Annotated in this window: 21 protein-coding genes; 6 read left to right on the top strand and 15 right to left on the bottom strand. The window is 31.7% G+C overall.

Features of this window, described 5'->3' with window-relative positions; translation table 11 throughout:
• Positions 1 to 10: 10 nt before the first annotated feature.
• Entirely contained in the window at positions 11 to 595 is a 585-nt protein-coding gene (gene nudK / locus F6464_RS10630) for a GDP-mannose pyrophosphatase NudK (RefSeq protein WP_151107789.1), read from the bottom strand.
• Positions 596 to 746: 151 nt separating this feature from the next.
• On the opposite strand from nudK, the gene F6464_RS10635 reads away from it, so the two are divergent.
• The gene (locus F6464_RS10635; protein ID WP_151107790.1) at positions 747 to 1,385 is read left to right on the top strand and encodes a hypothetical protein; all 639 of its coding nucleotides are present in this window, start codon (positions 747 to 749) and stop codon (positions 1,383 to 1,385) included.
• Between the two features lie 9 nt (positions 1,386 to 1,394).
• On the opposite strand, the gene F6464_RS10640 is transcribed toward F6464_RS10635, so the two are convergent.
• From F6464_RS10640 to trmD, 6 genes are all read right to left on the bottom strand, one after another.
• Positions 1,395 to 2,057, bottom strand: a complete 663-nt coding sequence (locus F6464_RS10640) for a thiamine diphosphokinase (protein WP_151107791.1) — start codon at positions 2,055 to 2,057, stop codon at positions 1,395 to 1,397.
• A gap of 67 nt (positions 2,058 to 2,124) precedes the next feature.
• The gene (locus F6464_RS10645; protein ID WP_151107792.1) at positions 2,125 to 2,946 is read right to left on the bottom strand and encodes a DUF4249 family protein; all 822 of its coding nucleotides are present in this window, start codon (positions 2,944 to 2,946) and stop codon (positions 2,125 to 2,127) included.
• A gap of 5 nt (positions 2,947 to 2,951) precedes the next feature.
• Positions 2,952 to 5,375 carry a TonB-dependent receptor gene (locus tag F6464_RS10650; RefSeq protein WP_151107793.1) on the bottom strand — a complete coding sequence of 808 codons (2,424 nt, stop codon included), beginning with the start codon at positions 5,373 to 5,375 and terminating at the stop codon, positions 2,952 to 2,954.
• Positions 5,376 to 5,515: 140 nt separating this feature from the next.
• Entirely contained in the window at positions 5,516 to 7,738 is a 2,223-nt protein-coding gene (locus F6464_RS10655) for an NADP-dependent isocitrate dehydrogenase (protein ID WP_151107794.1), read from the bottom strand.
• A 293-nt stretch (positions 7,739 to 8,031) separates the two neighbouring features.
• On the bottom strand, positions 8,032 to 8,382 hold the full coding sequence (gene rplS, locus F6464_RS10660) for a 50S ribosomal protein L19 (protein WP_151107795.1): 351 nt from the start codon (positions 8,380 to 8,382) through the stop codon (positions 8,032 to 8,034).
• A gap of 164 nt (positions 8,383 to 8,546) precedes the next feature.
• Positions 8,547 to 9,227: a tRNA (guanosine(37)-N1)-methyltransferase TrmD gene (trmD, locus tag F6464_RS10665; RefSeq protein ID WP_151107796.1), complete on the bottom strand. Its 681-nt coding sequence runs from the start codon at positions 9,225 to 9,227 to the stop codon at positions 8,547 to 8,549.
• 126 nt (positions 9,228 to 9,353) lie between these two features.
• Between trmD and F6464_RS10670 the strand changes: the two genes are divergently transcribed.
• Both F6464_RS10670 and F6464_RS10675 read left to right on the top strand, forming a co-directional pair.
• Positions 9,354 to 10,286, top strand: a complete 933-nt coding sequence (locus tag F6464_RS10670; protein ID WP_151107797.1) for a peptidylprolyl isomerase — start codon at positions 9,354 to 9,356, stop codon at positions 10,284 to 10,286.
• A gap of 73 nt (positions 10,287 to 10,359) precedes the next feature.
• The gene (locus F6464_RS10675; protein ID WP_151107798.1) at positions 10,360 to 10,656 is read left to right on the top strand and encodes a cytochrome c family protein; all 297 of its coding nucleotides are present in this window, start codon (positions 10,360 to 10,362) and stop codon (positions 10,654 to 10,656) included.
• Positions 10,657 to 10,731: 75 nt separating this feature from the next.
• Here F6464_RS10675 and F6464_RS10680 read toward each other — a convergent pair whose 3' ends face one another.
• From F6464_RS10680 to F6464_RS10710, 7 genes are all read right to left on the bottom strand, one after another.
• A complete protein-coding gene (locus tag F6464_RS10680; RefSeq protein ID WP_151107799.1) occupies positions 10,732 to 12,003 on the bottom strand; it encodes a glucose-1-phosphate adenylyltransferase in 1,272 nt (423 codons plus the stop codon).
• Positions 12,004 to 12,005: 2 nt separating this feature from the next.
• Positions 12,006 to 13,421 carry a glycogen synthase gene (locus F6464_RS10685; RefSeq protein WP_151107800.1) on the bottom strand — a complete coding sequence of 472 codons (1,416 nt, stop codon included), beginning with the start codon at positions 13,419 to 13,421 and terminating at the stop codon, positions 12,006 to 12,008.
• 296 nt (positions 13,422 to 13,717) lie between these two features.
• Complete coding sequence (locus F6464_RS10690) at positions 13,718 to 14,548, bottom strand: universal stress protein (RefSeq protein WP_151107801.1); 831 nt, start codon at positions 14,546 to 14,548, stop codon at positions 13,718 to 13,720.
• A 182-nt stretch (positions 14,549 to 14,730) separates the two neighbouring features.
• Positions 14,731 to 15,489, bottom strand: a complete 759-nt coding sequence (locus F6464_RS10695; protein ID WP_151107802.1) for a COG4705 family protein — start codon at positions 15,487 to 15,489, stop codon at positions 14,731 to 14,733.
• Positions 15,486 to 15,788 (bottom strand): DUF2254 domain-containing protein, encoded by a 303-nt coding sequence (locus tag F6464_RS10700; RefSeq protein ID WP_151107803.1) that lies wholly within the window; start codon positions 15,786 to 15,788, stop codon positions 15,486 to 15,488. The genes F6464_RS10695 and F6464_RS10700 overlap by 4 nt, the downstream gene beginning before the upstream one ends.
• A 710-nt stretch (positions 15,789 to 16,498) precedes the next feature.
• Positions 16,499 to 16,879 (bottom strand): PUR family DNA/RNA-binding protein, encoded by a 381-nt coding sequence (locus F6464_RS10705; protein WP_151107804.1) that lies wholly within the window; start codon positions 16,877 to 16,879, stop codon positions 16,499 to 16,501.
• Positions 16,880 to 16,961: 82 nt separating this feature from the next.
• Positions 16,962 to 18,722 (bottom strand): ABC transporter ATP-binding protein, encoded by a 1,761-nt coding sequence (locus F6464_RS10710; RefSeq protein WP_151107805.1) that lies wholly within the window; start codon positions 18,720 to 18,722, stop codon positions 16,962 to 16,964.
• Between the two features lie 238 nt (positions 18,723 to 18,960).
• Between F6464_RS10710 and nusB the strand changes: the two genes are divergently transcribed.
• From nusB to yajC, 3 genes are read left to right on the top strand one after another with little or no spacing between them, the layout of a single operon-like run.
• A complete protein-coding gene (gene nusB / locus F6464_RS10715; RefSeq protein WP_151107846.1) occupies positions 18,961 to 19,869 on the top strand; it encodes a transcription antitermination factor NusB in 909 nt (302 codons plus the stop codon).
• 17 nt (positions 19,870 to 19,886) lie between these two features.
• Positions 19,887 to 20,405 carry a DUF1573 domain-containing protein gene (locus tag F6464_RS10720; protein WP_151107806.1) on the top strand — a complete coding sequence of 173 codons (519 nt, stop codon included), beginning with the start codon at positions 19,887 to 19,889 and terminating at the stop codon, positions 20,403 to 20,405.
• A 27-nt stretch (positions 20,406 to 20,432) separates the two neighbouring features.
• Complete coding sequence (yajC, locus tag F6464_RS10725) at positions 20,433 to 20,705, top strand: preprotein translocase subunit YajC (RefSeq protein ID WP_151107807.1); 273 nt, start codon at positions 20,433 to 20,435, stop codon at positions 20,703 to 20,705.
• Between the two features lie 63 nt (positions 20,706 to 20,768).
• Here yajC and pepT read toward each other — a convergent pair whose 3' ends face one another.
• Positions 20,769 to 22,058 carry a peptidase T gene (gene pepT, locus F6464_RS10730; protein WP_151107808.1) on the bottom strand — a complete coding sequence of 430 codons (1,290 nt, stop codon included), beginning with the start codon at positions 22,056 to 22,058 and terminating at the stop codon, positions 20,769 to 20,771.
• Positions 22,059 to 22,134: the final 76 nt, after the last annotated feature.

Consider the following 22,134-nt stretch of genomic DNA (forward strand, 5'->3'; position numbering starts at 1 on the left):
TAGAAAAAAATTACGTTAGCAATGTGTTGATTTTGGCATATTGTAAAAGCATGATGGTTTTTGCATCTTTTATTTCGCCATTTGCTACCATTTGCATTGCTTTTTCGAATGGCATTTCTAAAACTTCTATATTTTCTTGCTCTTCGTCTAGTCCGCCACCTTCATTCACTTTCATTTCTTTTGAATATTCTCCCACAAAAAAATGAATAATTTCGGTTACTGAACCTGGCGACATATAGACTTCAAAAATTTTACAAACTTCGTTTATTTGATAACCCGTTTCTTCTTCGGTCTCCCGTTTGATGCAATCTTCGGCATTATCCGTATCTAGAAGTCCGGCACAAGCTTCAATCATCATTCCCGTTTCATTTCCGTTTAAATAAGTTGGAATTCGCAATTGTCGGGTCAAGATTACTGTTTGATTGGGTTTGTTGTACAGTAAAATAGTAGCGCCGTTGCCTCTATCATAGGCTTCTCGATAGTGTGTTTCCCAATCGCCTTCTTTTTTTTGATACTCGTAGGTAATTTTTCTTAGCGTATACCAATTATCAGAAAGGATTTCGTTTTTTGTAATTTTTATTTTTGGATTTGTCATTAATGAGTAATTAATTTTAGTGCTAATATAACGAATAGTAATTGTGAATAGTACTTCCTTTTATTATCTCATATTATAAAAAAATGATAAAATTGGTTGGTTAATATTTAAAAGCATTAATTTTATAAATTATTATTTTATAAATATTTTCATGAAGCAAATTGCTGTCATTGCATTTATATTTTTATTTTCGTTGCATTGTTTGTCTCAATCTGAGTTTCAAAACAAGTCTAATTCTTTTAAGCCAGTTGGGCCTAATACTGTTAATCCATCTCCAATTCCAGTTGCTCCATCTGTTTTTAAATTACATACTAAGCCAGAACCTTATACTTCTAAATTCATAGAAGAAAAAAATAAAATTCAGTTTACAAATACTAATGATTTTAAAAATCCTGGGGATATTTATAAAGAAAAACTCAATAAAAAAAGTGGAGAAGATGAATCTAAAATGTTTAGAAGCAATCAGTTTTTAGGTGATTTTAAAAGTCAGTCCCAGTTTGTGAATATTAGCTATCGTGATTTTGGAGAAGTAGATGGTGACCTTATTCGAGTTTTAGTAAATGGTAAAGAAATTCAATCTCGGGTCTATCTCGAAGGAAATTTTAAAGGGTTTAAACTGGACCTTCAAAATGGTTTTAATAAAATAGATTTTGAAGCGTTGAATCAAGGATATTCAGGACCAAATACAGCCGAATTGGTTGTATATGATGATAAAGGTGCATTGGTTTCTTCTAATCAATGGAATTTAGCAACAGGTTTTAAAGCTACTATAATCGTAGTGAAGGAATAATTTTTTAAGCTAATCCATACACTCCATTAATAATAAATCGCCCTCTTCATGCAAAATAGTTACTATACCATCTTTAGTGACATGATTGCTACTTCCAGTTTTATAACCAATGGTGAGATTATCGTTTTTTAAGGGATAGAATAAATTTTCAGAATGAATTCCAGAAACTTTCCCCACAGGAATTAAAGAAATTGGAGTATTTGCTGTATACCATTTTTCGAATTTTTTGGGTAATAAAAACACTTTTGAATGGTCATCAAGAATAACTATTTTCAATGAATCTCGGTATTGAATAATGGTTGTTAAATTGGTAATTGTATGGTCAGCCCTTTTTCCGGTTGCCCAAACTACATTTACTGCTGGGATTTTTCTTTCTATCAAATAATCAAAGGCTTTTTCTAAATCGGTTTTGTTTTGATCAGGTGTATGAATAATTTCTATAGGATATTGTGATTGTAACAACTCATGAGGATTAAAACCTCTGTCAAAATCTCCTAATACAACATCTACCTTAATGTTTAAATTAATTACTCTTTCTATGGCTGAATCTAAAACAATAACCAATGGCGACCACTCTAATAATTGTCCTAATAATTCTTCGTTGCAGGATGCTCCGTTAGCAATTATCAGTGCTGGCTCTTGATCGTCACGAACAATATGGTGAGAAGACATAATGAATTTTTGAATTGAGAATTACGGTACAAATATAAGCATTCATATCTTTAACATTAACTAGGAATTACTGAACCGTATACTTTTTAAAATCAGTTTCCGATACATTAAAATAACCATAGGCAAAGTTTTTGGCATCGGTAGTATTTATGATATTGCCACGAACAGAAGCTGGAGCGGTTGCAAATGGACCTCCGCTAGCACTACCTGCAACCGCAGTTAGTTTTCTCATGTATTCAAAATAGCGTTTTGAAATTCCATACAGTGTCATGTCTAAAACATCTCCTTTTTTCAGATCTTCATTGATATACAACCCGAAATTTTCATTTCCTTGTGTAAAGGCATCATCAAAAACATCAAAGGAAGGGATGGCTAAAATACTTGATTTGAATTTAAACATATAATAATTATCTGCATTATCTGGGTCATTAAAAAACGATTTTATTTCAATCTCTTTACCAGTAAAACCACCTTCATTATTTTGTGATATACTGGTAATTGAAGAGACTCCTTTTAGGGTTTCAGTAGCTGTATAGGTTTGACCATTTAAAATTATTGTCAAAACATATGCCTCATCAAGTACTGGAATAAATGTATCGCAGGTATAGTCACCTGTATTGGGTATTTCTATAAAATTAAAAATCACATTATTCGAATTGGTTATAAAAACTGTAGCACCAGAAACCGTTGGAATTGTGGTGTTAAAATAACCAGTTGTTGTAGTTAGTTTTATCATTTGTTCATTCCCTAAAGTTCCTTTTCTCCATTGAATAGAAGCCGTAACCACCAGTTGTGGAGGTGCGGTTTCTAAATCAACATCTACAACATCCTCGCAACTTATAGTAAATAAGCTAATTAATAGAATTATTACAATTTTATATAGTTTCATTGGATTTAAAATTTAAAGTTATATGTAATTCCAGGAACTATTCCAAAAATGGACAAACGAATAGCCTCGTTTAAACCTGAAGTTTCATTTTGTCTAAAAGATAGAGAAGCCGTATTTTTACGTCCGTAAAGATTATAAATACTAAAAACCCATTCGCCTTGCCATTTTTTAAGTTTATTCGATTTCGGAATATAAGTAGCTGAAACATCTAAATGATGATAGGCTGGAAGCGAACTCTCATTTCGCAAACCATAACTAGGTATAGTTATCCCTGGCACTCCTTGCTCAGCTGCATATTCATATTGTCCATTCGGAAGCGTAACAGGTTGTCCAGTTTGATATACAAAATTAGCGCCAAAAATCCATTTTTTGCTGTATTCATAAGTGCTGGTGAGTGAAAAATTATGTAGCTTGTCATAGCCAGAGCGGTACCAATTTCCGTTATTTATTCCTGTTTCTGTGGCGTTTCTCCCCGGAGTTTGTTGTTCGGATCTTGATAATGTATAGGCAATCCAACCATTAAATTTTCCCGTGTTTTTTCGTAATAACACTTCTAATCCATAGGCTCGCATTTGGCCATTTAAAATAATTTGTTCTATCGCTTCGTTTGCAATTAAATCGGCACCATCAATATAATCAATGCGGTTTTTGGTTTTTTTGTAATAGGATTCAACTTCTAAGGAATAATTATCATTATTAAAATTTTTAAAGAAACCTAATGCTACTTGGTCTAAAATTTGTGGCTTGATATATTGATCACTTGGAGTCCAAACGTCTAATGGAGTGGGAGATGCCGTATTAGTAATAAGCTGTAAATATTGAGTCATTCGATTGTAACTCGCTTTGATAGATTGATTTTCGTTCAATTGGTAAGAAGCAGCAAATCTAGGTTCTAAATTATTATAACTTTCAATGACCTTATTGCTTCCGTAATATTTAGTATCTATAGGTTTTCCTTTTTCATAAACTTGGGTGTTAATATCAAAAACAACAGCTTGATTGTTTTCATATAAATTAACAGTGGAGCTTCCTAATCGATAAAACATACTGTAACGCAAACCATAGGTTAGGGATAAATTCTTGGATATTTTTTGCTCAGCATCAATATATATAGAGGGTTCAAAAGCAAATTTTTTATCTAACTCTCTGTAATTTATTCCTGATGTAGTATTTGAGGGTTCAATGATTCCTGGATTAAAATCATAATAAATGCTATTAATTCCATAATTTAATTTCAGTTTATCGTTGACATAATTTTTAAAATCGTATTTTAAATTATAATTTTTAATTCCTGAATTCCATATAAAACCAATTAAATCTAAATCCAAACCATAATAATAATCACTGTAAATTAGGGATAGATTGGAAAATAATTTTTCTGAATAAAGGTGATTCCAACGCAGGTTTAAGGTTGAATTTCCATAAGTATTAACAAAACTATCGTTCAAACTAAATACATCTCGACCAAAATATCCTGAAAGAAATATATTATTATTATCGTTAATTCTGTAATTCATTTTGGTATTCAAATCATAAAAATAGGCCGAATTAGGATTGTCAGCTAATTTTAAAAATAAATGAGCGTAAGAACTGCGACCCGCTAAAACGAAAGAGCTTTTGTCTTTTATGATAGGGCCTTCTACTAATAATCTGCTAGATATTAAACCAATTCCGCCGCTTACACCAAATTTATTACTGTTTCCATCTTTTTGATAAATGTCTAAAACAGATGAAGCTCTTCCTCCAAAACGTGCTGGAATTCCTCCTTTATAAAGCTTTAAATCCTTGACTACATCGGGGTTGAAAACAGAGAAAAAACCAAACACATGAGAGGAATTAAAAATTGTTGCTTCGTCAAGAAGAATTAAATTTTGATCGGCACCTCCACCTCGAACATTAAATCCTGACTGCCCTTCTCCAGCATTGGTAACACCAGGCAAAGTGAGTAGTGCTTTCAAAACATCTACTTCGCCTAAAACAACAGGTATTTTTTTTATTGCATTTCCTGAAAGTTTATTAACGCTCATTTCTGCTTTACGAATATTGGTAGCTTTTCTGCTATCAGTTACTATTACTTCTTGTAGTTGCTCCTCATTAGCGGAAAGTTTAAAATTGAGTTTTGAGTTTTTTTCTAAACTGATTGTTTGTTCAAGCGTTTGAAAACCAATATAACTAATTTGTATTGTATAACTTCCTTTAGGAATTGTTATAGAATAAAATCCATATTCATTAGTAGTTACTCCTGTTTTTAATATGGGAATATAGACATTTACCCCAATTAGGGATTCATTGTTATTTGTATCAGAAATATTTCCAGAAAGGGTAAATTTTTGTTTATTCTGCTCTGTTTCTTTTTTTTCTTGGGAAAGAGAAATATTACAAAGAAATAATAATAGTATCGAAGCAAGAAATTTTAATGTCAAATTCATATCTTTTTTTATGTGGTACTAAGTAGACGAATTTTGAATTGTTTTGTTACAAAACAAATGTTAATTAATCTAAAATTCTTATTTAAATAAAAAAGACAACTGTTTAAAGTTGTCTTTGTATAAATATAAATAAAATTTGATTAAGCAATTTTTGCTAATATGGCATTAAATGTTTCACTAGGACGCATCGCTTTTTCTGTCAATGAAGGATTGGGTTGATAATGACCTCCAATATCTTGAGGTTTTCCTTGAGCTCCTATTAATTCTGAGTTTATTTTAGCGACGTTTTGAGATAATTCTATAGCAATAGGAGTAAAGATTGCTTTCAAATCAGCATCTTTTGTTTGTGCCGCCAGAGCTTCAGCCCAATACATAGCCAAGTAAAAGTGAGAACCTCGATTGTCAATTTCTCCAATTTTACGTGCTGGAGATTTGTCATTTGCCAAGAATTTTTCTGTTGCCACATCAAGTGTCTCAGCTAAAACAAGTGCTTTTGAATTCTTTAATGTTTGTCCTAAATGTTCTAATGAAGCACCCAAAGCTAAAAATTCACCTAAAGAATCCCAACGTAAATATCCTTCTGCCGAAAATTGTTCAACGTGTTTTGGAGCTGACCCCCCAGCACCAGTTTCAAACAATCCTCCTCCATTCATTAATGGAACGATAGACAGCATTTTAGCCGATGTTCCAACTTCTAAAATTGGGAATAAATCAGTTAAATAATCACGTAAAACGTTACCCGTAACCGATATAGTATCTAATCCATTGATAATTCTTTCTAATGTAAAGTTAGTAGCTTCAATCGGTGAAAGAATTCGAATGTCTAAAGCTGATGTATCGTAATCTTTTAAATAAGTAGTTACTTTTTTAATTAATTCTCTATCGTGAGCCCTGTTGTTATCCAACCAAAAAACTGCTGGAGTATTAGACAAACGCGCTCTGTTTACGGCTAATTTTACCCAGTCTTGAATAGGAGCATCTTTAGCCTGACACATTCTAAAAATATCATTTTTTTCAACTACTTGTTCCATTAAAATGGTTCCATTGGTATCAATCACACGAACAGTTCCATTGGCTTTCATTTGGAAAGTCTTATCGTGAGAACCGTATTCTTCTGCTTTTTGAGCCATTAGCCCTACGTTTGGTACGCTTCCCATTGTTTTTGGGTCAAAAGCACCGTGTTTTTTACAGAAATCAATTGTGGCGGTATACACTCCAGCGTAACATCTGTCGGGAATAATTGCAAAAGTATCTTGTAATTTACCTTGTTTATTATACATCTGTCCAGAAGTACGAATCATAGCTGGCATGGATGCATCTACAATCACATCTGATGGAACTTGTAAATTTGTAATTCCTTTTTCGGAATTTACCATAGCTAAAGCCGGTCCGTTTTCTATTGCTTGATCGATTGCCTCAATAACTTCTTTTTCCAAAGGATGACCTGCAATTTTAGCATATACATCGCCTAAACCGTTTCTGGTATCGATGTTTAATTGGTCAAATAGAGTTGCAAATTTTTCAAAAACGGATGCAAAATAAACTTCTACAATGGCTCCAAAAATAATTGGATCAGAAACTTTCATCATTGTAGCTTTCAAATGAACTGATAGCAACACGTTTTTTTCTTTCGCTTCATTGATTGTCTTTGCAACAAAACTTTTCAAAGCAGCAATATTCATTACTGAACTGTCAATGATTTCACCCTCTTTTAAGGGAGTACTTGCTTTTAAAACTGTTGATGTTCCATCTTCACCAACGAATTCAATTTTCACATCAGTAGCATCGGTAATAGTTAATGATTTTTCACTTCCGTAAAAGTCACCACTTTCCATTGAAGCTACTTTTGTTTTTGAATCTGATGACCAAGCCCCCATAGAATGTGGGTTGGCTTTTGCGTAATTTTTTACTGCTTTTGGTGCTCTACGATCAGAGTTTCCTTCACGTAAAACAGGATTCACTGCTGAACCTAATATTTTTGAATATTTTGCTTTTATTGATTTTTCTTCTTCATTTGAAGGCTCTTCAGGAAAATTTGGAACTGCATATCCATGAGATTGTAATTCGGCTGTTGCAGCTTTTAATTGTGGGACTGATGCAGAAACATTAGGTAATTTAATAATATTTGCTTCTGGAGTAGTAGCCAATTTTCCAAGTTCTAATAATGCATCTTCCACTTTTTGTTCTTCTTTTAAATAGGAGGGGAAATTAGCTAGAATTCTTCCTGCAAGGGAAATGTCTCTAGTTTCAATTTCTATATCAGAAGTTGACGTAAAGGCTTTAACAATTGGTAAAAAAGAATAAGTGGCTAATAATGGCGCTTCATCGGTAAGCGTGTAAAAAATTTTTGCTTTTGTTGACATTTTAATAAAAATTGTTTTAATATTTATTTATGGGTCACAAATGTAAGAAAATCGTTTTCGTAAAAGTCAGTATGCCTTAATTAAGTTTGATTTTATGGAAAAAATTACGGAATTATGATTTTTTAATTTATTAAAAACGAAAAGTTAAAAATTGGGTGCTTTTTTTATCGAAATGGAAATACAGGATTTTTCTACCAAAAAGGCTGAAAAAATAATTATTAATAATAAGGATGATTTTTTCAAAAAAAAAACTCCCAAATGAGTTGGGAGTTTTATAATAAAGTGACAGTTGACTATCTTCTTTTATCTCTAATTTTTGCTTTTTTACCAGTAAGTTCTCTAAAGTAGAAAATTCTTGCTCTACGAACGTGACCTTTTTTATTGATTTCAATTTTTTGTAAAGCAGGCAAGTTTACTGGGAAGATACGTTCTACACCAACTGCACCTGACATTTTACGAATAGTAAAAGTTTCTGTATTTCCAGAACCTCTTCTTTGTATAACAACTCCTTTAAAAAACTGAGTTCTTGTTTTTTCACCCTCTTTAATTTCGTAGTACACAGTGATTGTGTCACCAGCACCGAATACAGGGAAATCTTTTCTTGTTACGAATTCGTCTTGAACGAATTTCATTAAATCTGCCATGATATTTTTTTAATTATGGTTTTAAATTAGAGCAACATTCGCGGATTTCGCCAGAGGTTGGTCAAATGTGGGTGCAAATATAAAAATTAATTAATAATTGACAATGTATAATTGATTAATTATTTTTACATGTAATAGGTTCATTATCAATTGTTAATTATTCGTTATTCATTGTTAAGTAAATCTGGCCGTCTATTCTTAGTATGTTCATAAGCCATATCTTCATTCCATTTGTCTATTTTAGCAAAATTTCCACTAGTTAAAACGTCTGGAACTTTCCAACCTTTGTAATCAGCCGGTCTAGTATAAATAGGGCCTGATAATAAATTGTCTTGAAAACTATCTGTTAAAGCCGAAGTTTCGTCGCTTAAAACTCCAGGAATTAATCGGATTATAGCATCAGATAAAACTAAAGCACCTAATTCTCCACCACTCAAAACATAATCACCAATAGAAATTTCTCTAGTTATAAAATGGTCACGAACCCGTTGATCTACTCCCTTATAATGACCACAAAGAATAATGATATTTTCATACATCGATAGGGTATTGGCCATTTTCTGATTTAAAGTTTCTCCGTCTGGAGTCATGTAGATTATTTCGTCGTAGGTTCTTTCGCTTTTTAAATGTGTAATGCATGCATCAATGGGCTGAACGGTCATCACCATTCCAGCGCCACCGCCAAAAGGATAATCGTCAACACTTTTTTGTTTGTTGGTTGTATAATCACGTAAATTATGAAAATAAACTTGAACTAAACCTTTATCTATTGAACGTTTCATTATTGAAGCCTCAAATGGGCTTCGTAATAGGTCAGGTAATATGGTTATGATGTCTATTCGCATGTTTTAGTTTTGAAAGAAGCAAAGGTACAAAGTTTAAAAGTTTTCAAATAATATAATCAGTGTTTAAGCAAATATTCATTTTGAAATTAATTTTGTAAATTTGCACTTCAATAAAAAACAATAAAAATGGAAAACGGAATATATGCTAAATTCAACACCACCAAAGGTTCGATTTTAGTAAAATTAGAACATGATTTAACGCCAGGAACAGTCGGTAACTTTGTAGCATTGGCAGAAGGAAACTTGGAAAATAAAGTAAAACCACAAGGGACGAAATTCTATGATGGATTAAAATTTCATAGAGTAATTCCTGATTTTATGATTCAAGGAGGTTGTCCACAAGGAACAGGAACTGGAGATCCAGGCTATAAATTTGACGATGAGTTTCACCCAAGTCTTAAACACGACAGACCTGGTATTTTGGCTATGGCCAATTCTGGACCTGGAAGCAATGGTTCTCAGTTTTATATTACACATGTCCCAACTTCATGGTTAGATGGTAAGCATACTGTTTTTGGTCATGTAGTTGAAGGTCAAGACGTTGTTGATGCTGTAGCTCAAGGTGATATTTTAGAAACTTTAGAAATTATTAGAGTAGGTGAGGAAGCTCAAAAATGGAATGCAGTTGAAGCCTTCAGGACTTTTGAAGGTTCTCGAGCCAAACGTGAAGCTGCTGAAAGAGAAGCAGCTGATGCAAAAATGGAAAAATTAGCAGCTGGTTTCGAAAAAACAGAAAGTGGTTTGCGTTACCAGTTCATTCAAAGAGGAAACGGTAAAAAAGCAGAAAACGGAAAAACGGTTTCAGTACATTATACAGGACAACTTGAAGACGGAAAAGTATTTGACAGTTCCTATCCAAGAAAAAAACCAATCGAATTTCCATTAGGTAGAGGAAACGTAATAGAAGGTTGGGATGAAGGAATTGCCTTATTACAAGTTGGTGATAAAGCTCGCTTTGTTATTCCTTCTCATTTAGGTTATGGCTCTCGTGGTGCAGGAGGAGCAATTCCGCCAAACGCAACTCTGATTTTTGATGTTGAATTAATGGATGTTAAATAGGTTATAATAAAAACCTTAAGAATTTAATCAATAAGTTAAATCTTTAAAACAGTAAAAATATAAATCCAATTTTATGAAATTTAAAAATATAGTTGCCCCAATTTTACTGTTTATGATTTATTCTTGTGCGTCAAAATCAACTTTCCCAGTGCCAGTAGTCGCTGGAGTCAAAAAAGAAGTAGTAATAAGTAGTATTGCGGAAGGCAAAAATTTGTATGAAAATAATTGTGCTAATTGTCACAAACTTTATGTTGCAAAAGAATTTTCTGCTGAAGAGTGGAAGCCAATTTTGCATAGTATGCAAAAAAAAGCACATTTAAATGATGCAGAAATAAGTAGTATTTCTAGTTATATCAATTCCCAGTTGTAATTATAAATATTGGTAATATATAAAACACATCTCTTAAAAAGGAGATGTGTTTTTTTATATGTTTACGAATTCGTATTAAATGGTGAATCCATCAGGAATAGTAACTCCTTTTTTAACAACAATAATTCCATCTTTAATAGTGTAAAGATTAGTGTTTGTGTTTTCTAAATGTTTTCCTCCATTTAATGTTACATCATTTCCTATTCTACAGTTTTTATCGACAATAGTATTGTTTATCACACAACGATCACCAATTCCGATATTTATGATTCCTTTCTCAATATTTGTTCTAATTTCATCAATATTTTGGTAGAAATCATTTCCCATTAAATAAGAATTTGATATTGAAGAACCAAAACCAATTCTACTTCTAATTCCAATTACAGAATGCTTAATAGTGGTACCATTAATGATACAACCTTCTGTAACAATAGATTTATCAAAGGTAGAAGCTCCAGTTATTTTTGATGGGGGTAAAACCCTTGCTCGAGTATAAATTTTACTTGAATTATCAAATAAGTTAAATTTAGGGATGTCATCGGTTAAACCCAAATTAGCCTCAAAGAAAGAGTCAATATTTCCGATATCTGTCCAATAGCCTTCATATTGATAGCTTAATATTTTATGTTTTCCAATAGCTTGAGGAATTATTTCTTTTCCAAAATCTTTCGTATCTGGATTAGACATCAACTCTACTAATAATTCGCGGTTAAAAATATAAATACCCATAGAAGCCAAATAAATTTTTCCTTCTTGCTTCATTTCGTCACTTACTTCAGATGTCCAATCAGGTAATAGTTCCGCAGCTGGTTTTTCTATAAATGACGATATAAAACTATCGGAATCAGTTTTCAGAATACCAAACTCTGAGGCTTCTTTTGCATTTACTGGCAATGTTGCAATAGAAATGGCTGCACCACTTTTTTCGTGAGCGTTTATCATTTCATTAAAGTTCATCTGATACAGTTGATCTCCTGATAAAATAAGAGCATAGTCGAATTCATGATTCATAAAATGTTGCATACACTGTCTAACGGCATCTGCTGTTCCTTGAAACCAAGTAGGGTTATCTGGAGTTTGTTCAGCTGCTAAAATATCAACAAAAGCAGTACTAAAGTGACTAAAATGATAAGTGTTTTTGATATGCTGATTTAAAGAAGCGGAGTTAAATTGTGTTAAAACAAACATTCGTTTGATATCAGAATTGATACAATTTGAAATAGGAATATCTACTAGTCTGTATTTCCCTGCAATTGGAACTGCTGGTTTGGAGCGACTTTCAGTTAGCGGCGCTAATCTGGATCCTTGTCCGCCTCCTAAAATAATGGCGAGGGTGCTTTTTTTCATAATTATGTGGTTAAAGATTCGTAAATTTTTATATATTTTTTAGTTACATTTTCCCAAGAATGATCTTTTTTCATTCCAATTTTTCTAATGGTATCCAATTCTGGAGCGTCATGATATAGTTTAATGGCCCTTTTTATCGAATGATTTACATCAAAGATACTCGTTTGGTCATGACATATTCCAAAACCACCATCCCCCACGTCTAAAACGGAGTCTTTTAATCCTCCAGTTCTCCTCACTATAGGAATTGTTCCATAAAGCAAAGCTATCATTTGGTTTGTTCCACAAGGTTCAATTCTTGATGGCATCAACAAAAAATCGGCTGCAGCAAATACTAGATGCTCTAATTCTTCATTATAGCCCATAGTTGAATTATAGTATCCCGTATAGAAATTTTTTAAACTTTGCAAACTTTTTTCAAGAACCGCATTTCCTTTTCCTAGAATTAAAATGTTTATTTCTTTGGAATGTTCATTTAATAAAACACTGCAAATTTCGGGTAATATGTCGGCACCTTTTTCAGGAGTTAAGTCTCCAATAAATACAAATAAAGGTTTAGAAACGTCTAAATTAAACTGCTCACAAATGTATTCTTTATTAATTTGTTTGCCTTCTTTAAAATTCTCTGATGAATAATTCTCAACAAGTAATGAATCAATTTTTGGATTCCAAATATTAGTATCTATTCCGTTTAGAATTCCTGTAGCTTTTTGCTTTTCATAATGCAATAAATTTTCTAAACCGCTTATATTACTACAAATATCATCCAAATAACTCGGTGAGATTGTGGTAATTTTCCATACACATCGTATGGCTGAAGCTAATGGATTTATCATTCCATTCCATTCTAAAAGACCAATTTTAGATTGGTCGAAAGTAGGTAGATAATTCAGTTTATCAGAACTAAAAGCTCCTTGATGTTTTGTATTATAAATGCTTAATACTGTGGGAGTATCTTTTAAATCAAAAAAGCTAAAACAATGTTTTACCATAAAAGGGATTAAACCTGTATGGTGTTCGTGGCAATGAATAATATCAGGCTTTTGATAGGTTTTTGAAATCCAATCCAGAAAAGCAATCTGAAAAGACACAAAACGTTCGGTGTCATCTTCGTAGGAATAAATATTTGGTCGATCAAACAATTCAGGAATGGCAATTTGAAACAACTCGAATCCCAGTGTGTTTGTTTTTGCTTTTAGGATAGTGTATGTAAAGTGGAACCAACCGAGATGAAGCTCACCTGAATAAATTTCTTCATAAATATTTTCTTTTGCAAATTCATTGTCATAAAAAGGAATGATGACTTTTATTTGATGTCCTAAAAGTCTTTGATTTTTACAAAGTGAACCAATACCATCCGCTAAATCTCCTAGTTTAGCAACGGGATAACATTCGGCACTTATGTGAAAAATTTCCATAAAAAACAATTTCGAAACTTAGATAATTTAATTTACATTTTTAGAATGGTAAGATACTCATTTTGTATTAATTTTTCATTTAAAAAGCATAAATAAATCAATAAAGTAATTTAATGCATAAATAATTTGAAAGGAAGTATTTTTATTAGCATTTGTTTTAAAAACAACCTTAAAAATATTTTTTTATTGCCATATTCGTTCATGTCAAAGTTTTATTATATAATGTTTTTTTAAAGAAAATTAAGATAATTTTTTCTTGTATGATTTTAGTTTTACTTACGATCAATAATTTTATTTTATACGTGTAATACTAGAATTGGAATCTCACTTTTATAAGACATTTTTTTCGTTAAACTTGAGTTGAATAACGATTCAAAGAAATTTCGTTTGTATGTAATCATCGTTAAAACATCTATTTCTTGGCTCGTAATAAAATCAATAATTGTTTCTTTTACATTGTCACCTGGAATGATGTAAAAGCGAACAGGGTCGTTTTTGAATTGATTTTTCCAATCTTTAATTGTGACATTGATATTGTCATTTTCTTGCGTTTTTACATACAGGCATTTTATTTTGGCATTGGTTTTTTTGGCTATATCAATTGCTTGTTCTAAAGCGACTTTATCTTTTTCTCTAAATCTAGTAGTAAAACCAATTGTTTCAATTTTTTCAAATTTAGCTTTAACAGGAACACTTAAAACAGGAATAGGTACTGCTGAAATTACGTCACCAGTGTTTGTGCTGATAAACAGTTCTTTGCACCCTTTAGTTCCTGCAGTACCCATTACTACAAAATTTATTTTTTCGTTTTCAATACATTCCTTTATGTTAGGAATTAATAAACCTTCCATTAATCGATGCGACATGCTGATATGTCCTAAATTTCGTTCTTCTGCTATAGCTCTTAGTTTTGGCAGTTCTTCTCTAAATTGTTCAAATTTTGATAATTCTACAGTATCAAAAGTTTCTTTATAATTTATAGGATAAAAGACATTGTCTGCTAGAGGTAATTCGAAAGTATGCAATAAAATAAGCTCGCCCTTAACAATTTTTGCAAGTTCTAAAGCATATATAAAAGCATTTGTTGCTGCTTCAGAAAAGTCTGTTGGAAAAAGAATTTTTTTCATGCTATTAAAGTTTTATGATTAGTACTGTAAAGTTACTTTTCAATACACTTCAGAGCTATGATAATTATCACATTATTAACAATATAATGCCAAATAAACTTTTATAAGTGTTTAAATTAAGAAAAGAAATAAGCTACAGTTACCTAATAAAATTCGAGTCTGGCTATTGAGGGAAAACTATATTAGTGGTAGTTTTTTTTCAATTTTTTCGTTACTTGTCCAGCAAAAATTACAATTATAAAAACGGCAACTAAAACTAAACTTGCTTTTATGTTTCCTAAATTAAATCCTTCTGGTTTTGTTAAATAGTCGCCCATTGTCGCCCCAATTGGGTGTGTTAAAATTATAGCACACCAATATAAAAATTCTCTTGATATTTTTGTCCAAAAGTAAAATGCAACTACAACTACAAGAAGACCTAATAAAAGTAACGTTCCTCCATCAAAGCCTAAAGGTGTATTATGAGCAAGTAAATCTCCAAAAGCAGTTCCTAATGTACTTGAAGTTAATATGGCTATCCAATATAAAAATTCTGTTTGCTTGTTCAGTCCGTTTTCTATTGTGTCTGTGTTTGAATGATATTTCCAAATACTAAATGTCAAAGTCAAAGCAACGATTAATATAATAGTTCCGAATGTATAGCCTTGATTTTCTGTAAAACCTAATTGCAAATGAAAAAACGACCTGCTTATGAAATCTGATATTGTTGTTCCTAATATACTCGCCAAAGTAATTACTGTCCAATACAAAAGTGGTTTCTGACTTTTTGAGTAAACAGAAATTGTCAAAGCAATTAGGAAAAGGCCAAGTAAAGCAATTGATCCAACACCATAACCTAAATTAAAAGTTTGAGAAATTAAATCTCCTCCAGTTTCTCCCATTGTGTTTGCACTAATTATTAATGCCCAATAAAAGTGATTTATTCTGGGTAAGTGTTTCATTTCTGCCAATAGTTAATGATTACAAAAGCGATTATTCCAAAAATTCCAATAAGCGAAACAAAAAATAAGTAGTCTGCAATTTGTTCAAGTTTATATTTTCGATTTTCATTCTCTGTTCTAATGGATACAAAAGAGAACACGCAAGAAATTGTTAATAGCAAAGCGACAACTGAAGTAAATTCATCTATTAAAGTATTTTCTGTTTTGTTTGTCAAATGAAGTGAAGTAATTATGAAGAGGCAAAACCCCAATAAATTTGCAGAAGTTCCTAAAATGTGTTGAGAAGTTTTATTTGCCATTTTTTGTTTTCAAAGGTATCTAATTTCTGTCTGTTGATACAATCATGTCATATCCTAAAATATGTTGACCTTTTTTAGAGTTAATAATTGCATCCCACATACAAACCAACTTTCAAATAAGCCAATTGCCCAAATTCGTTTAGTAGCTGTTGGCCTTTCTTATTATATTTTTCATCATATTCGTATCTTCTCCTTTATGGGTGTAGTGAAAATTATTGTGTATCCTAATATTATTTTGTTTAATTTTACGTAAGTTAGTATGAATCTTTATTATAAATATTTGTAACGATATTGGCAGTTTCATCTATCCAATGAATTTCGTCCAATGATATTTCCTTAAATTTTTTTTTCTGAGCAGTTAAAAGTTTTATTGAGTCTTTTTTTTCTTTAAAATTGATATTTTTGGTTGCTCACAATTTCGTTCGGCTAAACTGCTACTAACTTGTATTATGCTATACAAAGCATCGCTTATCTCGCCAATTACAGCTAGACAGAGGCTACTCGCTGCGTATTATTTTCAAATATACTGTTTTTTTAGGATATGTGTTTGTGATAATTTTTAGTAAAATGGTTTTTTATCACAAAAATTATGACACTTTTTTTAAATGAAAATTTTATCACAAGTTTAAAATAATTAGAAGCTATTCCATAAAAAAAGGTCTGAAAATCATTTGATTTTCAGACCTTAGTGGTCTTAATTTTTTTGATGATTAAATGTCATCAAACTCTATGTCAGTAAAGCTTTTATCTAATTTTGGGTTTTCTTCTTCCGCCAAGTCATTGGTATATTCTTTCTTGAAATCTTTTTGGTGTCTTTCAGAAATTACTTCCTCACCTTTATGGTTTAATACATAAGCCGTCATGTCTTCCAGAATTTCAGAGAAAGCCGTGAAATCCTCTTTATACAAGTAAATTTTGTGTTTTTTGAAATGAAAGGAACCGTCTTCCTCAGTAAATTTTTTACTTTCAGTAATAGTTATGTAATAATCATCTGCTTTAGTGGCTCTAACATCAAAAAAATAGGTTCGTCTACCGGCTCTTAAAACTTTAGAAAAAATCTCTTCTTTTTCTAACATATCATTTTCTCTCATAATCCTTCTATCAATTTATTTACGTTTTGTTTACATTTAATTCCTTTTCAAAAATGATAAAAAAACATTTACAAAACAACATTTAGGTCAATTCTTTTTCTGAAAGTTGTTTTAAATACAAAGCGGCGTAGTACCCTTCTTGGTTTATTAATTGATTATGAGTACCTTGTTCGATGATTGTTCCTTCATCAAGAATAATAATTTTATCAGCATTTTTTGCTGATGATACTCGATGACTGACAATAATTGTGGTTTTGTTTTTGCAAAATTCCAGTAAATTATTTAGAATGATTTCTTCGGTTTCGGTATCTACTGCTGAAAGACAATCGTCTAACAATAAAATAGGCGCGTCCTTAATAATGGCTCTTGCAATAGAAACGCGTTGCTTTTGTCCGCCAGAAAGGGTTATGCCACGTTCGCCTAAAATGGTTTCGTATTGCAAATTAAAATTGATAATATTGTCATGAACTGCCGCTTTCTTGGCGGCATCTATAACTTCACTATCTAGAGCACTTTCTTTACCAAACTTGATGTTGTTTTTTATAGTATCCGAAAACAAAAAGGCATCCTGCGGAACTATCCCTATACTGTTTCTTAAATCGAATAAATTTACTTGATGAATTGGAATTCCATCTATTAAAATCTCCCCTTTGGTAGTATCATACAATCGACTTATTAGTGAAATAATACTCGATTTTCCGGAACCTGTTTTGCCTAAAATGGCTAAAGTATCGCCTTTATTTACAGTAAAAGTAATGTTTTTAAGTGCCTGTATTTGGGTGTCATCATACGTAAAAGATACGTTTTTAAACTCGATTGTCCCTTTAATAATCGACTTTTCAGGATGATTGTTTTGAATATCAGGTTGTATTTTTAAAAATTCATTAATACGTTTTTGGGAAGCTTCGGCCTCTTGAACTAATGACGAAACCCAACCTAATGAGGCTACTGGCCATGTAAGCATGTTTACATACAAAATAAATTCGGCAATGGTACCAATGCTTTTTATACTTCCGTTAATGTACATCATACCGCCAAAATAAATCACCACTAAGTTGCTTACGCCAATTAAAGCGAGCATTAAAGGACCAAACAATGATTGCACTTTTGCCAAATTCATACTCTTTGCTTTGCTCTCTTTTGATAATTCCTCTAAATTCTTTTGATGCTGATTTTCTAACGAATAGGCTTTTATCACACGAATTCCAGAAAAAATCTCTTGAGTAAAACTTGAAATTTTAGAAAGGTATTGCTGAAAAATAGTACTTCGAATATTTATTTCGGAGCTTAATTTAAAAATAGCATATGATAAAATGGGCAATGGCAACAACGTATATAAAGTTAATCTTGGCGAGACGTTATACATATATACAATAACAATGGCAAATCGAATAAAGGTATTTATGGTATACATAACCGCTGGACCAACATACATACGCACTTTTCCGACATCTTCACTAATGCGATTCATCAAATCGCCTGTTCGGTTTTGCTTATAGAAATTTTGGGAGAGATTTTCATACTGACGAAAAACTTCATTTTTTAAATCGAATTCAATATGACGTGACATCACAATTAAGGTTTGTCGCATCAAAAAAGTGAGAAAACCTGCAATTATTGTCGTAGCAATTATTAGAAGAATGTTATGGATCAGTTCTTTTTGAATAAGAGCCGAATCGACAACCGATTGTTTTACATGACTTTCAATGGCTTGAAACGATTTACTGATTAATTTGGGAGTAAATAGTGAAAAAATTTGAGCTGCAATTGTGGTTACAATGCCAATTAAAAAGCTGTATTTGTATTTGACAAAGTATTTATTTAAATAGTTTAATTCTTTCATGCTACGATTCCTGCCAATTTTCAATAGCAAATATAGGAGTTTAAAAGCAATAATGAGAAGGACCATATTAACTTTGGCGCATTTTTAAGACGATATTAACGCTAAAAAGAAAGGGCTAAATAATTTCGGGTTTCAATATTATTGTTATTTTTGCACTGCGAAAGTTTTTATTTCGATTTCTAATTTTTATAAAAGTTCTTACCTAGTGTTAAATAGAAGACATATCCGAGTTAAAGTGATGCAAACCATATATGCGATGCATCAAAATGGTTCTGACAGTTTAGAAAAAGAAGAAAAATTCTTGCTGTTCAGTATCGAAAATATTCAAGATTTATATTTGGTTATGCTTTCTTCTTTGATTGAAATTGCTAAAAAAGAACTTGTTTTTTTAGAAAAATCATCAGAAAAGCATCTTGCCACTGCAGAAGAACGAAATCCCAATAAAAAATTTGTAAATAACGCTATTTTCAAGATTCTTGCTGAAAATAATTCATTAAGCATTGCTTTAGAAGACCGAAAAATTAACAATTGGTCGTTGAATGACGATTATATTTTGTTGCTTTTGGCGGCTATTAAAGAAAGTGATTTGTACAAAAAATACATGTCTTCCAAAACTACATCGTTCTTAGAAGACAAGGAATTTGTTCTAGCCGTTTTTACCGATGTTATTGCCACTAACGATAAATTATATGATTATTTAGAGGACAATAAGCTAACATGGGTTGATGACATTCCGTTAGTAAATACTCAAATAATAAAACAATTGGGTGCTCTAAAATCGCCTAATGACAGTTTTAAAGTGCCTAAATTATATAAAGACACAGAAGATAAGGAGTTTGTGACTAATTTGTTTAGAAAAACCGTTTTAAACGAAGTAGCTTTAGCCAATGAATATATTGACAAAACCCCTAATTGGGATATCGAGCGTATTGCCGAAATAGATACTATTATTTTGAAAATGGCAATATGCGAGTTGTTAAAATTTCCTTCAATTCCTATTAAAGTAACCATTAACGAATATTTAGAAGTGGCTAAAGAATATTCTACTCCTAAAAGTAGTATTTTTATCAACGGAATTCTAGACAATTTAGTTAAGGAATTTCAAGCCAGTAATAAAATTCAAAAAACTGGAAGAGGTTTAATGTAGTGTAAACAAATTGCCCGATGATGAAAAAAATTGTATTTTCCTTTTTTCTATTCTTTATCCTCATAATTTTTTCTTGTAAAAAAGAAGAAGCTACACCCACTCATTTTGGAACGGCAATAGCACTTAAAGCGAAAGAAAAAGAAGCTCAGAAAGCCAAAGAAAATCAAACAGTAGAAGCAATAACTTCTAAAATTGTTCCATTAGACGGGAAATATCCAGTAATGACTTTTAAAACAAAAGAACATGATTTTGGAAATGTTGTACAAGGAGAAAAAGTAGAAACTGTTTTCGATTTTAAAAATACTGGCGAATCAAATTTGATTATTTCTAAGGCTGTTGGGTCATGTGGCTGTACGGTTCCTGAATATCCTAAGGAGGCGATACCTCCAGGAAAATCGGCTAAAATTGTAGTTTCATTTAATTCGGCTGGGAAAAACGGAAAACAAATGAAAACGGTATCGCTTACTACCAACACTTTAGAAGGAAATGAAATTTTAACAATTAAATCTTTAATTCAATCAAAACCCAGAAAATAATCTGGATTAACTTCACATTAAAAACGTATGGAACAAATTCAACAATTCGCACCCTTTATCCTGATGTTCGTAGTCATTTATTTTTTTATGATTAGACCGCAACAAAAAAAGGCAAAACAAGAAAAACAATTCGAAGCTGATTTAAAAGTAGGCGATAGAATCATTACAAAAAGTGGTTTTCATGGTAAAATTTCAGAACTAGCTGCTACAAGCGTAGTCATAGAAACGATGTCGGGAAAATTAAAAATAGAGCGTTCAGCAATTTCAATGGAAATGAGCGCAGAACTAAACAAAAAATAGTCTCTATTTTCATTTCATAAAAGATGCCTCTAAATTTAGAGGCATTTTTTATTTAGGAAATCATTATTTCTTCTTTTTTGATTTTTTATCCTTTGTATTTTCATTAGCAGAGAAATCAGTAGTTGCCGTTAACTCCGCTATTTTTATGATCACATCAATGGCTTTTTGCATGCTTTCAACAGGTACATATTCGTATTTACCATGAAAATTATGTCCGCCAGCAAAAATGTTTGGGCAAGGCAATCCCATATACGATAATCTACTACCATCAGTTCCTCCTCGAATGGGTTTTATGATAGGTTTGATGCCTAAATCTATCATTGCTTTTTCGGCTAAATCTACAATAAATAGTACTGGTTCAACTTTTTCTTTCATGTTGTAATACTGGTCTTTTATTTCAGTAATAACAATATCTTCTCCAAATTGTTTAGCAAATTTTTTGTTTATTTTTTTGGTAATATCATGAATTAAATCTTTCCTTTTTTTGAACTTTTTTGCATTATGATCTCTTATAATCAATTCTAAAATGGTTTCTTCAATGCTTCCACTCAGATGATTCACATGAAAAAAGCCTTCATAATTTTTGGTTTCTTGCGGAATTTCTTTTTTAGGAAGTTTATTAATGAAATCATTGGCAATCAGCATCGAATTAATCATTTTGCCTTTAGCATAACCAGGATGCACACTTTTTCCTTTGAACGTTATTTTGGCTCCAGCTGCATTAAAATTTTCATATTCTAATTCACCTATTTGGCTTCCATCCATAGTATACCCCCAGTCTGCTCCAAACTTTTCTACATCAAACAAATCGGCTCCTCGACCAATTTCTTCATCGGGGGTAAAACCAACTCTTATTTTGCCGTGTTTGATATCTGGATTTTTAATCAAGTATTCCATAGCAGAAACTATCTCGGTCAATCCTGCTTTATCATCGGCACCAAGAAGTGTGGTTCCATCAGTAGTGATTAAAGTTTGCCCTTTGTATTGCAATAAATCCTTGAAATAGTTAGGGGATAAAATAATGTTGTGTTCAGCATTCAAAAGGATATCGCCACCATCATAATTTGCTATGACTTGTGGTTTTACGTTCGCACCTGTAAAATCAGGTGAAGTATCATAATGCGAAACAAAGCCAATGGTAGGTACTACATGCTCAATGTTACTAGGTAAAGTCGCCATGATGTAACCATTTTTATCTTTGGTTACTTCCGCCATTCCAATTGCTTTGAGCTCTTTTACTAATAAATTGGCTAAGACTAATTGTTTTTTTGTGCTAGGTGTAGTATTAGAATTGGAATCAGATTCGGTGTCAATTATAACGTAGCTTATAAATCGGTCTATTAGGTGTTGCATCTAATTTGATATAGTTTATTTCAAGCACAAATATATAATTTGTTATTGCTATAAACAATATGTATAAAACCTGAAG

The organism is Flavobacterium luteum (genome assembly GCF_008806775.1).
GTDB lineage: Bacteria > Bacteroidota > Bacteroidia > Flavobacteriales > Flavobacteriaceae > Flavobacterium > Flavobacterium luteum.

Coding starts and splice junctions, on each gene's coding strand:
- nudK (WP_151107789.1), bottom strand. CDS start 595: ATGACAAATCCAAAAATAAAAATTACAAAAAACGAAATCCTTTCTGAT.
- F6464_RS10635 (WP_151107790.1), top strand. CDS start 747: ATGAAGCAAATTGCTGTCATTGCATTTATATTTTTATTTTCGTTGCAT.
- F6464_RS10640 (WP_151107791.1), bottom strand. CDS start 2,057: ATGTCTTCTCACCATATTGTTCGTGACGATCAAGAGCCAGCACTGATA.
- F6464_RS10645 (WP_151107792.1), bottom strand. CDS start 2,946: ATGAAACTATATAAAATTGTAATAATTCTATTAATTAGCTTATTTACT.
- F6464_RS10650 (WP_151107793.1), bottom strand. CDS start 5,375: ATGAATTTGACATTAAAATTTCTTGCTTCGATACTATTATTATTTCTT.
- F6464_RS10655 (WP_151107794.1), bottom strand. CDS start 7,738: ATGTCAACAAAAGCAAAAATTTTTTACACGCTTACCGATGAAGCGCCA.
- rplS (WP_151107795.1), bottom strand. CDS start 8,382: ATGGCAGATTTAATGAAATTCGTTCAAGACGAATTCGTAACAAGAAAA.
- trmD (WP_151107796.1), bottom strand. CDS start 9,227: ATGCGAATAGACATCATAACCATATTACCTGACCTATTACGAAGCCCA.
- F6464_RS10670 (WP_151107797.1), top strand. CDS start 9,354: ATGGAAAACGGAATATATGCTAAATTCAACACCACCAAAGGTTCGATT.
- F6464_RS10675 (WP_151107798.1), top strand. CDS start 10,360: ATGAAATTTAAAAATATAGTTGCCCCAATTTTACTGTTTATGATTTAT.
- F6464_RS10680 (WP_151107799.1), bottom strand. CDS start 12,003: ATGAAAAAAAGCACCCTCGCCATTATTTTAGGAGGCGGACAAGGATCC.
- F6464_RS10685 (WP_151107800.1), bottom strand. CDS start 13,421: ATGGAAATTTTTCACATAAGTGCCGAATGTTATCCCGTTGCTAAACTA.
- F6464_RS10690 (WP_151107801.1), bottom strand. CDS start 14,548: ATGAAAAAAATTCTTTTTCCAACAGACTTTTCTGAAGCAGCAACAAAT.
- F6464_RS10695 (WP_151107802.1), bottom strand. CDS start 15,489: ATGAAACACTTACCCAGAATAAATCACTTTTATTGGGCATTAATAATT.
- F6464_RS10700 (WP_151107803.1), bottom strand. CDS start 15,788: ATGGCAAATAAAACTTCTCAACACATTTTAGGAACTTCTGCAAATTTA.
- F6464_RS10705 (WP_151107804.1), bottom strand. CDS start 16,879: ATGAGAGAAAATGATATGTTAGAAAAAGAAGAGATTTTTTCTAAAGTT.
- F6464_RS10710 (WP_151107805.1), bottom strand. CDS start 18,722: ATGAAAGAATTAAACTATTTAAATAAATACTTTGTCAAATACAAATAC.
- nusB (WP_151107846.1), top strand. CDS start 18,961: ATGCAAACCATATATGCGATGCATCAAAATGGTTCTGACAGTTTAGAA.
- F6464_RS10720 (WP_151107806.1), top strand. CDS start 19,887: ATGATGAAAAAAATTGTATTTTCCTTTTTTCTATTCTTTATCCTCATA.
- yajC (WP_151107807.1), top strand. CDS start 20,433: ATGGAACAAATTCAACAATTCGCACCCTTTATCCTGATGTTCGTAGTC.
- pepT (WP_151107808.1), bottom strand. CDS start 22,058: ATGCAACACCTAATAGACCGATTTATAAGCTACGTTATAATTGACACC.